At 74.0% G+C, this 1,794-nt stretch carries 1 protein-coding gene and 1 other RNA gene; both read right to left on the reverse strand.

Annotation, left to right across the window (positions count from 1 at the left end; translation table 11 throughout):
* The coding region (locus K6I33_RS34710) for a DNA polymerase III subunit gamma and tau (RefSeq protein WP_229358778.1) at positions 1 to 1,534 on the reverse strand (1,534 nt) is incomplete at its 3' end.
* Between the two features lie 108 nt (positions 1,535 to 1,642).
* An RNA gene (ffs, locus tag K6I33_RS34715) (signal recognition particle sRNA small type) lies at positions 1,643 to 1,737 on the reverse strand.
* Between the last annotated feature and the right edge of the window lie 57 nt (positions 1,738 to 1,794).

The raw sequence follows: 1,794 nt of genomic DNA on the forward strand, positions 1-1,794 counted from the left end.
GGGCCGGGGCCTGAGCCTGAGCCGGGGCCTGAGCCGGGGCCTGAGCCGGGGCCTGAGCGGCCGTCGGCCAGGCGCCGGCCTGCGGTCCGGGGGCGGCAGGGGCCTGGCCCTGGGCCGGAGACAGGGCAGCCGTCGCCCCGGCACCGGCCGGGGCCGCCGGGGCGACGTCTGTGGGCCACGCACCCGCCCCGCCCTGGGCCGGAGCGGCGGCGCCGCCCCCGGACACGGCCGCGCGCGCCGCCGCCGGGCCGGACAGCCCGGCAACGGGAGCGGCGGCAGGAGCGGAAGCGTGGGCGGGCGCGTGGGCGTCCGGACCCGGGATGTAGCCCACGGCGGTACCGGGCGGCGCGGGCGTGAAGGCGGCGGCAGCGGTCGCGGCGCCGCGCTCCAGGCGGTCGAGGCGGGCCCGTACGGACCGCTCGTCGTCGAAGGCGGCGGGCAGCAGCACGCGTGCGCAGGTGAGCTCGAGCTGGAGGCGCGGGGAGGTGGCGCCGCGCATCTCGGTCAGGCCCTCGTTGACCAGGTCGGCGGCGCGGCTGAGCTCTCCGGCGCCGAAGACGGACGCCTGGGCCTGCATGCGCTCGATGACGTCGGCCGGGGCGTCGATCAGGCCCTTCTCCGCCGCGTCCGGGACGGCGGCGAGGATCACCAGGTCGCGCAGCCGCTCCAGCAGGTCGGCGACGAAGCGGCGGGGGTCGTTGCCGCCCTCGATGACGCGGTCGACGACCTCGAAGGCCGCGGCGCCGTCACCGGCCGCGAAGGCGTCCACGACGGCGTCGAGGAGGGAGCCGTCGGTGTAGCCGAGGAGGGACGTGGCCATGGCATACGTCACACCGTCCTCGGCGGCGCCGGCGAGGAGCTGGTCCATGACGGACATCGAGTCACGCACGGAGCCGGCGCCGGCGCGGACGACCAGGGGCAGGACGCCGTCCTCGACGGGGATCTTCTCCTGCTCGCAGACCTCGCCCAGGTACTCACGGAGGGTGCCGGGCGGGACGAGCCGGAACGGGTAGTGGTGGGTACGCGAACGGATCGTGCCGATGACCTTCTCGGGCTCGGTCGTCGCGAAGATGAACTTCAGATGCTCCGGGGGCTCCTCGACGACCTTCAGCAGGGCGTTGAAGCCCGCCGAGGTGACCATGTGGGCCTCGTCGATGATGTAGATCTTGTAGCGGCTGCTGGCGGGGCCGAAGAAGGCCTTTTCGCGCAGCTCACGGGCGTCGTCCACACCACCGTGCGAGGCGGCGTCGATCTCGATGACATCGATCGAGCCGCGCCCGTTGCGCGCGAGGTCCTGGCAGGACTGGCACTCCCCGCACGGGGTGGGCGTCGGGCCCTGCTCGCAGTTCAGGCAGCGGGCCAGGATGCGCGCGCTGGTCGTCTTGCCGCAGCCGCGCGGGCCGCTGAACAGGTACGCGTGGTTGACCCTGTTGTTCCGCAGGGCCTGCTGCAGCGGGGCGGTTACATGCTCCTGCCCGATGACCTCGGCGAAGGACTCGGGACGGTAGCGGCGATAGAGCGCGAGGGACGACACACCTACGACGATATCGGGCCCCACTGACAAGTGGTCTCCGTCACAGATTCCCGGCCCGCACCCCAGCCCCTCGCCGGCCCGCACCGGACCGTCGGGACCCCGGAAAACACAAGGGCCCCTCACGCACCCGCCAGAGCCCACTTACCCTTGCTGCCTTCCGGCCCTGGGGGAGTTGGGTGAGATAGCGCCACGTGAGGGGCTTGCCCCCAGCGTAGCGGATCGCCGGGGGTGCTCGGCCACCCCTCGTCCCCCTCCGCCAC

Source organism: Streptomyces sp. UNOB3_S3, assembly GCF_020740895.1.
Taxonomy (GTDB): domain Bacteria; phylum Actinomycetota; class Actinomycetes; order Streptomycetales; family Streptomycetaceae; genus Streptomyces.